Here is a 9,206-nt window from a genome sequence, read left to right on the forward strand (position 1 = left end):
GCCGCACTAGTAAAATCGTTTTACTGCCCGGTTCGCACCGGCAGCGGGTGGCCGACGCGCTGCGTGTGCGAACGTGCGGGGATGAGCGCTGATGCAGTCCTTGAGATCATGAAGGAGGCCGCCGACACGTTCGTCAGGCCCAGGTTCCGCGCCCTGTCGGCGGACCAGGTGCAGGAAAAGTCGCCCGGCGACCTTGTCACGGTGGCGGACCGCGAGGCGGAGGTAGCGATCGCCGCCTCCCTCCGCCTGTCCTACCCCGGTGCCCTGATCGTCGGCGAGGAAGCGTGCGCCGGCAACCAGCGCGCCCTGGCCGGGCTCGCCGAGGCCGAGCACGCCTTCACCATCGACCCCGTGGATGGCACGCGCAGCTTCGTGGCCGGCTCGCCGGACTACGCGATGATGGTGGGCGAGCTCCGTCTCGGTCGACCCGTGCGCAGCTGGATCTGGCTCCCCGAGCACGGCATGGCCTACCTGGCCGAGGCCGGCGCGGGCGCCTGGTGCGACGGCGTCCGGATCGATCCCGCTCCGCGGCCCACCGAGCCCGGCGACCTGCGGGGCGGGAGTGCCACGGCGATCCAGGGCACGTCTCCGGGCGGGCTGGCGCCGGTGCAAGCGCCGCCGTGGAGCGCCGGCGTCGCCTACACACACATCGCCACCGGTCGGCTGGACTACATGCTGTTCGGCAAGGACTGGCCGTGGGACCACGTCCCGGGGTCGCTGATTCTCACCGAGCTGGGCGGACGCACCGGCTGGTTGGACGGAACGGACTACCACCAGCGAGAACGTCCGGGGTGGCTGCTCGCCGCCGGCACCCCAGACATCTTCGAGATCACGCGCGTCCCGCTGGCCGACGCCCGCGGGGCCCGGATGTCAGAGCCGCTGGACCCCTGAGGCCACAACGCTAGTAAACCGATTTTACTTGCACAGCGCAGATCCGCGTTCTTACTCTCGATCGACACCACGAAGTTCCAATCAGCCACGGTCGGCTTGACTCAGCCTCAGTCGTGACGACGACGAACGGTCGCTTGCTGAGGCGCAGACCACGGTGCCCGGGACACTCGCAGCCCCGACCTGTCCCGCACGTGCGTCCCGTCCGCCCCGAGTACCTGGAGATGAAGCGCAGATGATCATCACACGACGGCAGGCTCTAGCAGCAGCCGGCGGTGCCATGGCAGTGACGGCCGTCGGTGCGTGCTCAGGCGAGGGAAGCGACCCGAACGCGCCGGTCACCATCAACATGGCTCTCGGCGGTGCCGCCAACGACTACACCCCCGACGACGACAACGTGATCGCGACGACGCTCGGCGATGCCATCGGTGCCCAGGTGGTCCACCAGCACTCGCCGGAGGATCTGGCGGCCTCGCTCGCGGCCGGTGATGCACCCGACATCTTCCGGGTCGACCGCAACCAGCTGCAGAGGTTTGTGGAGCAGGGACTGGTCCTCGACCTCAGCGACTACCAGGACCAGCTCGGCGACTACGTGGACTTCGTCGGTGAGGAGACCGCCGGTCGCGGCGTGATCGACGGCAAGCTCAGTGCGATCACTCGATACCAGAACAACGTCAACGGCGTGACCTACTGGATCCGGCAGGACTGGCTCGACAACCTGGGTCTGGAAACACCCACGACGCTCGAGGAGTTTCGCGAGGTGCTGCGTGCCTTCACCGAGGACGATCCGGACGGCAACGGCCAGAACGACACCTACGGACTCACCGGTGCAGCACCCGACCCGCTCTTCCGTCCACTGTGGGGCTCGTTCGGCACCCCGGGCCCCGGCACCATCTACCTCGATGAGTCCGGCGAGCTCCGCTCCGGGTATGAAGATGAAGGTGTCGCCGATGCGATCGCCTACATCGCCGACCTGCAGACCTCCGGTTACGTCGATCCCGATTCCTACTCGCTCTCCAGCATGGAGGCCCGTGACCGTGGGTTCCAGGGTGGCGCCGGAGTGATGGCGCAGTCCTGGACAGCAGTGAAGAAGCAGGAGGCCGAGGAGCTGGCGGTCGCGGCAAACCCGGATGCGGAGTGGGTGCAGCTGGACCTGTTCCCCACGGCGGACGGCTCCGACGGGGTGATCCCGGTCAAGGCGGACGCAGTCTTCTTCGCCCTGCCGGCAACACTCGCGGGGGACGACACCAAGGTCGAGAAGATCATCGAGCTCATCAACTACGTCTCGACCGAGGAAGGTAACCGCCTCGTGCTCTACGGCGTCGAGGGCACCCACTATGAGCTCGGGGCCGACGGCCGTATCGAACCACTTCCGGCGATGGCTGAGGAGGGCGGGTACTTCTTCGTCTACCAGCTGGTGGGAAGAGACGAGCTGCCCTACCTCGAAGTGAAGTTCCCGGACCAACAGCGCTACTTCGAGCGCGCGCACGACCAACCGGTGGTGACGGACTACCAGTCCTTCATCACCTCGCCCGACGGTTTCAACCAGTCCGAGGCCGACAGGTTCAGCGAGGAGCAGCTGGTCAGCTTTCTCACCGGGGCGACAGCGCCCTCGGAGTACCCCGCGTTCGTGGACTCGCTGAAGTCTCAGTTCGGTTATGACGCCTTCGTCGAGGCGGCGGCGACCCAGCTGGACGACCTCGGCGTGAGGAGCTGATCCGCGTGGGTGTCTCCGCGTCCGCGCCCATGGCCCCTCACGGGCGTCTCTACGCGCGCCTCGAGCAGCTGTGGGAGTGTGCGGGTCTCACCACCCTGTGGGTGGCAGCGTGCGTGCCGGTCATCACTGCAGGGAGCTCGACCTTGGCGCTGCTGCGCGTAGTCGCGGAGCGCCGTGAGGGCATCTACCGACCTGTCGTCAGGGCGTTCTGGGACGAGCTCGTCCGCGCACCCCTCGCTCGCGCCGCCGCGACAGTGGCCACGCTGCTCGCCGCTGTGGGCGTAGCCGCGACCCTCCTGTTCGGGCTGACCGCCACCGACGCGGCCACCGCCACCGCGGTGCAGGCCGCAGCCCTGATCGCGGGGGTGGCACTGCTGGCGACGATCGTGACCATGCTGCCCCTCATCGCGCGCGGAGAACCGGGCACGGTGAGTACGCTCTGGCTCTCTGTGCTGCTCTGGCTGCGGCGCCCGCACACGGCGCTGGCCGGCGCGGCGCTCACTGTGGCGGTCGGCGCCGGGATCGTGCTGGCGCCCCCACTGGCGCTAGCCATGGGGTGGGTCTGGGCGCGGTTGTTGATCGGGCTGTCCCATTCCGCCATCGGCTCGGTCCCGATCGGTGTGGTGCGCAATGAGCGCTGAGACGACCCTCGCAGACTCCGAGCAGCGTGTGGCCGCCACGAAGCAGCCACCGGGACGAAACCGCAAGAAGGCCAGGGGCCGCAACCGGCTCTGGGCCCACATCTACCGGTATCGGGTGCTGTACCTGCTGATGGCCCCAGCACTGGCCTACGTCCTTGTCTACAAGTACGGGCCACTGTACGGACTGCTGGTCGCCTTCAAGGACTACAACCTCGGCCTGGGGATCCTCGACAGCCCGTGGGCGGACCCGTGGTACTCGCACTTCGCCGCGTTTGTCACTTCACCGTACGCCGGCCAGCTGATCCGGAACACCCTGGTGATCTCGGTGTACAAGCTGGTCTTCGGCACCGTCGCGGCGATCGGGGTGGCACTGTTGTTCAACGAGTGCCGGGTGCGCTGGTTCCGCCGCTGGGTCCAGACCCTGTCCTACATGCCCCACTTCCTCTCCTGGGTGGTCGTCTACGGGGTGGCTGTGGCACTGCTGTCGCAGAGCACCGGCTATCTCAATACGTTCTTCCGGCAGACGTTCGGTGACACTGTGCCGTTCCTGACCTCAACCGAATGGTTCCGCACGGTGCTGGTGACCTCCGACATCTGGAAAGACATCGGCTGGGGAGCGATCATCTACCTCGCCGCGATGGTGGGCATCAACCCCGAGCTCTACGAGGCCGCCCGGATGGACGGTGCCGGCCGGGTCCGCCAGATCTGGCACATCACCCTGCCCGGGATCCGAAACGTCATCATCCTGCTGCTGGTCCTCAAGCTCGGCGGGATCCTAGATGCGGGGTTCGACCAAGTCTTCATCTTCCTCAACCCGCTCGTGCTCTCGGTGGGCGACATCATTGACACCTGGGTCTACCGAGTCGGCCTGGTGGATCTCAACTACAGCGTGGCGGCGGCCGCCGGTCTGTTCAAGTCGATCATCGGCCTCGTGCTGATGGTGACCGTCAACCGGATGGCCCGCAGATGGGACGGTCAAGTATGGTGAAGCGCTCCGGCGGGGACCGCACCTTCGACACCGTGATTCTCGTCCTACTGCTCGCCGTCGGGTTATTTGCCCTGGTGCCACTGCTGATCGTGGTCTCCGCGTCGTTCACGCCCTACTCGGAGGTGCTCGCCAACGGTGGGTACGTGCTGATCCCAAAGAAGTTCACACTCGAGGGATACATCGCGATCTGGACCCAGACCCGCATCCCACGCGCCATGCTGATCAGCACCTTCGTCACAGTGGTGGGCACCGCACTCAACATGGTGCTGAGCACCGGCCTGGCATGGGCGCTCAGCCGCAAGGAGATGCCCGGTCGCACCGTGATCCTGCTCGCACTGGTCTTCACCACGGTGTTCAATGCGGGCATCATTCCGACCTACCTCATCGTCAAGGCGACCGGTCTGCTCAACTCGGTATGGGCGATGATCATCCCAGGTGCCGTCAGCGTCTTCAACGTCTTCATCATGAAGACCTTCTTCGAGGGGCTGCCCGGTGAGCTCATCGAGTCCGCACGGCTGGATGGTGCGGGAGAGCTCCGGTTGCTGGCCCGCATCGTGTTCCCACTCGCGGTTCCCGTGCTGCTGACTATCGGACTGTTCTACGCGGTGAACAACTGGAACACCTTCTTCGCGGCGATCTTCTACGTGCGCGATACGGCACTGCAACCACTTCAGGTCGTCCTGCGAGATCTTCTCACCACCAGTATCGAGGCTGAGAGCTCACCCGACAGCGTCACTCCGACGGTGACGCTGCGGATGGCAGCCGTGGTCATCACGGCACTGCCGATGATCGTCGTCTATCCCTTCATCCAGAAGCACTTCCAGAAGGGTGTCCTCATCGGCTCCGTGAAGTCCTGACGTGAGCGCACAGCGCACCGCACTTTGTTGAAGAGATGCCATTCGATCGCTCGGCCATGCCTGGATGCAGGCCGTGCACAAGGAGCAAATGCATTGTTTATCAGGGAAAGCAGTCGGACCGTACCGGTCGAGGGCAGCTTTGACGTCATCGTTTGTGGAGGTGGTCCGGCAGGTGTCATCGCCGCGGCGGCAGCAGCGCGCAACGGTGCGAAGACACTCCTGATCGAGAGGTACGGCTTCGTCGGGGGTATGGCGACCAGCGCCCTCGTGACGCCCATCAGCGAGTTCCGCATCAACGACAAGCAACACATCGGCGGTATCCCGTTCGAGCTGATGGAACGAGCCGCGGACCTGGACGGCGCGGAGATCACTCGGCGCAGCGGCAACTTCCCTGTCAACGACGAGATCCTCAAGCTCGCGGCCCAGCGGCTGGTGCTCGAGGCGGGGGGCACGCTGCTCTACCACTCGTGGCTCGCTGACTGCGTGGTCGCCGACGGCCGGCTCACCCACGTCATCGTCCAGAACAAGTCTGGCCGGGTTGCCTACGAGGGCAAGTTCTTCATCGACTGCACAGGTGATGCCGACCTGGTTCGCGCAGCCGGCTTCGAGACGACCAAGTCCGATGTCCTGCAGCCCGCGTCGTTGTGGTTCCAGCTCGGCGGTGTGGACACCGACGCCCTCGCATACACCTTCGGTGACGCAGTCGACGGCATCCTGCCCATCTCTGAGCAGATCCGAGGTCGCCTGACCGAGCTCAACGAAGCCGGCGTGATCCCCAACTTCGGCGGTCCATGGATCAACTACTTCTTCCACCCCGGCATGGTGAGCATCAACCTGTTGCGTGAGCCGACCGATGCCAGCGACCCGGAGTGGTTCACGCGCACCGAGTGCAGCATGCGCGAGAACCTCGATCTGATCATCCGGGTGCTGCGTGCCAACTTCCCGGAGTTCGCCGACTGCTGGCTGGCAAAGTCCGGCATCCAGACTGGTGTCCGCGAGACGCACCACATCGTCGGCCACTACCAGCTGACCCGTGACGACATCCTCGTGCCCAAGCCGTTCCCGGACACGATCGCCAAGGGCGCGCACGTCATCGATATCCACGAGCCGCACACCAACGACCAGGCGGAGCTGGTGGTGCTGCGGCAGGAGTACAACGTGCCGCTGCGTAGCCTCATTCCCCAGGGCAGCATCAACGTGCTCACAGCTGGCCGCTGCCTGAGTGCGGATGGTCCCGGGTTCGGGTCGGTGCGCGTGATGGCCACCTGCATGGCGATGGGCCAGGGAGCCGGGACGGCCGCAGCGCTCAGCCTGTCGAGCGGCTCTGACATCAACCAGCTCGAGTACCCGACCCTTCGCGAGGCGCTGATCAGCCAGGGGGCCATCGTGGACTTCGACAACTGCAGCAGCGATCAGGCTGACCCGTCGACCGTCTCCTCCTCGGCGGCCGTCGGTGGTAGAGCCCGCTGAGCGGCGAGCCTGCGACCACGGTCCCGCGCTTGGCGCACGACGACCACCACCCACGGGCTACGGCAGCGCACCAGGAGCTGACCTTGAAGTCCCCGTTCAGTGGTCACCGGCCAGGAACCTCAGCACCGTCTCCCGCAGCACCGGCTCCTCGCGCTCGGCGGTGAAGTCCTCCTCGGTGGCGATCCGCTCCAGGAACCCGTCCAGCAGCAGCCGTACCCAGGAGGCGAGCCGGGCGGCCGGCAGGTCGGTGCGCACCCGGCCCGCGTCCTGCGCGCGGGCGAGCCACTCGGTGAGCAGCGCGCGGTGTGCGTCCTCGTCCGCCTGCAGCGCGGCGACCACCTTCGGTTCGTGCATCACCGCGGCGACGGCGAGCACGAAACCACCCACGCGGGGATCGGCCGCGTCAGCCACTGCCTGGTCCACGATCGCCTCGATCGCGGCCATCGGGTCCTCCACGTTCGCCAGCCGTTCGGCGAGCTCGCTCACCTCGGCGGTGCCCAGCGCGAGGATCGCCAGCAGCAGCTCCACCTTCGTGGGGAAGTAGTGGAAGAACGTGCCGGACCCGATACCCGCGGCACGGCAGATGGCAGCCGTGGTGGCGCCCTCGTAGCCGCGGGCGGAGATCACCGTCAGGGCGGCGTCGATGATCTGCAGCCGGCGAGCCTCATGACGCTGCGGGTCGACGGTGCGTGCCATGTCTCGATCCTGCCGTGCGACGAACCTGGATGCGACCATCCCGCTCGCGGATCGCCAGGCCTGCCTGGCGCAGGTCGACCTCCACCTCCGTTCGGGCCTCAGCATCCTTGCCGGTTGCGCGCCAGCGGCGCACCAGCCGGTGCTCTGCGCTGTCCAGCCCGGGCCGACCGTCCTGCCAACGCCGGTAGTCCGCCTCGAACGGGTCGACCTCGAGGTAGCGGTATCCGTGCTGGACCAATGCCGCGCGCAACCGCTGGGTGCTGACGCCATCCGCGTCCAGGCGGGCGAGTACACCGCCGTCGTGGCCGAGCACGACGGCGTAGCGCCCGTCCCGGTGCACGCTTGCCACGTCCGCGTGGTCCAGCCAGCCTTCCCAACCCTTGTGCTGGTACTCCAGGCCGTCGGAGTCCACGGTGAGCGTCAGGCCGTCCTGCACGATCGATGCGGCCAGTGCTGCCCCTGCCACCACACCGAGCACCAGCCCGATCGGCAGGCTCCAGGGCAGCGTCAGGCCCGCCAGCACCTCGATCAGCTGGTGCACCGGGATCGGCGTGCGCTGCAGCAGGTCCACCAACCAGCGCGCTACCGGCGTAGCCACCGCGCCGAGCACTCCGCCGAGTGCCACCGCCCCGGCGCCGAAGACCACCGGGATGGCGGCGTGCTGTCGAATCCGCGTCGGTTCCATCCGCCAATAATAGAGTACACACTCCATTAATGGCTAGGGCCCTCGGGCTCCTCCCCGAGCGGGGAACCAGGGTTGAACCGGGGTGGTCCCCGATAGTGACAGCGACCACGAGGCCGCCAGAGTGGACTCAGGCCCGCTGGAGGGGCGGGCCACCCACTTTCCACAGGAGGACTCCGATGGCACTTCGACTGGTTCTCGCAGCTGCGGCGGTTGCCGCGGGCCTGCTCGGGCTCACCGGGTGCGGGTACCTGTCCGCCGGGCCCACGGATTCCGAGGACCGCCCGGTGCCCTCCGGCCTGTCCGAGGTGGTCCTCGAGGACACCGGCAGCCTCACGGTGACCCCGGGAGACCCAGCACTGCACATCACCGCCGGTGAGAACGCACTGAAGCGGATCACCTCCGCCGAGCAGGCCGGCGCCCTGCACCTGACGGTCGGCCGCGGATTCTGGAACAGCCCCGGCCCGATCGACTACCAGCTCAACCTGCCCGAGCTGAACGCGGTCACCATCGACGGCGCCGGCGAGGTCACCGCGCAGGCAGTGCCCACCGACTCGATGGTCGTGCGCATCCTGGGCGCCGGCGAGGCAGTGATCACCGACATCGACGCCGAGCACGTCACCGTGCTGATCGAAGGCTCAGGATCCGTCCAGCTGCGCGGCGAGGCCGACCGGGTGGAGGTGCACATCGACGGTGCCGGCGAGTTCCACGGCGACCAGCTCACTGCCCGCAATGCCGTGGCCGCCATCGACGGCGCCGGCGACATCCAGGTGCACGCCACCCACGCCCTGGACGCCACCATCAGCGGCACCGGCACGATCCGGCACACCGGCGGCGCCGAGGTGACCGAGAACATCGACGGCCTCGGCGAGGTCGTGCGCGGCTAGGTGTACCCGGCCAGGACGTTGGTGACACTCGTCGGGGCGGTTCGTTGACGTAGGGAGGACCTCCGGGTGGGGTGTGGCTTGTCGAAGAGTCACTACCAGATCCCGGAGGTCCTCGTGTCCCACCGTAATGCCCGGCTGACGTTCCAGGGACGCCTGCTGCTGGTGCGTCGGGTACGCCAGGAAGGGTGGGCGGTGGCCCATGCCGCCAAGGCGATGGGCATCTCGCGCAAGTGCGCCCACTACTGGCTCAAGCGCTATGACCAGGAGGGCGAGGATGGCCTGCACGACCGCTCCAGCCGGCCCCGCCGCAGCCCCCGGCGTACCCCGCGCGAGGTGGCTGAGCGGATCGTGGCCTGCCGGCGTAGACACCGCCGCGGGCC

The 9,206-nt window shown here is 67.2% G+C and carries 10 protein-coding genes; 8 read left to right on the top strand and 2 right to left on the bottom strand.

The window, feature by feature from the left end:
• The first annotated feature begins 81 nt into the window (after positions 1-81).
• The 6 genes from K338_RS23640 (at position 82) to K338_RS23645 (ending at position 6,561) form a co-directional block, all read left to right on the top strand.
• Entirely contained in the window at positions 82-891 is an 810-nt protein-coding gene (locus tag K338_RS23640) for an inositol monophosphatase family protein (RefSeq protein ID WP_022919431.1), read from the top strand.
• A gap of 232 nt (positions 892-1,123) precedes the next feature.
• Complete coding sequence (locus tag K338_RS0117365; protein WP_022919432.1) at positions 1,124-2,605, top strand: extracellular solute-binding protein; 1,482 nt, start codon at positions 1,124-1,126, stop codon at positions 2,603-2,605.
• A 113-nt stretch (positions 2,606-2,718) separates the two neighbouring features.
• Positions 2,719-3,246, top strand: a complete 528-nt coding sequence (locus tag K338_RS0117370; RefSeq protein WP_157612597.1) for a hypothetical protein — start codon at positions 2,719-2,721, stop codon at positions 3,244-3,246.
• A complete protein-coding gene (locus tag K338_RS0117375) occupies positions 3,236-4,234 on the top strand; it encodes an ABC transporter permease (RefSeq protein WP_022919434.1) in 999 nt (332 codons plus the stop codon). Before K338_RS0117370 ends, K338_RS0117375 begins: the two co-directional genes overlap by 11 nt.
• 32 nt (positions 4,235-4,266) lie before the next feature.
• Positions 4,267-5,091 carry a carbohydrate ABC transporter permease gene (locus K338_RS0117380; protein WP_245543000.1) on the top strand — a complete coding sequence of 275 codons (825 nt, stop codon included), beginning with the start codon at positions 4,267-4,269 and terminating at the stop codon, positions 5,089-5,091.
• A 93-nt stretch (positions 5,092-5,184) separates the two neighbouring features.
• Positions 5,185-6,561: an FAD-dependent oxidoreductase gene (locus K338_RS23645; RefSeq protein ID WP_022919436.1), complete on the top strand. Its 1,377-nt coding sequence runs from the start codon at positions 5,185-5,187 to the stop codon at positions 6,559-6,561.
• Positions 6,562-6,657: 96 nt separating this feature from the next.
• Here the strand turns inward: K338_RS23645 and K338_RS0117390 are convergent, their stop codons facing one another.
• Entirely contained in the window at positions 6,658-7,257 is a 600-nt protein-coding gene (locus K338_RS0117390) for a TetR/AcrR family transcriptional regulator (protein WP_022919437.1), read from the bottom strand.
• Positions 7,226-7,942, bottom strand: a complete 717-nt coding sequence (locus K338_RS0117395; protein ID WP_022919438.1) for a YqeB family protein — start codon at positions 7,940-7,942, stop codon at positions 7,226-7,228. Before K338_RS0117395 ends, K338_RS0117390 begins: the two co-directional genes overlap by 32 nt.
• Positions 7,943-8,118: 176 nt before the next feature.
• Between K338_RS0117395 and K338_RS0117400 the strand changes: the two genes are divergently transcribed.
• Together K338_RS0117400 and K338_RS0117405 are read left to right on the top strand one after the other, a co-directional pair.
• Complete coding sequence (locus tag K338_RS0117400; RefSeq protein ID WP_022919439.1) at positions 8,119-8,826, top strand: GIN domain-containing protein; 708 nt, start codon at positions 8,119-8,121, stop codon at positions 8,824-8,826.
• Positions 8,827-8,940: 114 nt separating this feature from the next.
• Positions 8,941-9,206, top strand: a 266-nt coding sequence (locus K338_RS0117405; protein ID WP_169579582.1) for a leucine zipper domain-containing protein, incomplete at its 3' end; no start/stop codon positions are given.

Origin of the sequence: Ruania albidiflava DSM 18029 (assembly GCF_000421225.1) — a bacterium.
Lineage (GTDB): Bacteria > Actinomycetota > Actinomycetes > Actinomycetales > Beutenbergiaceae > Ruania > Ruania albidiflava.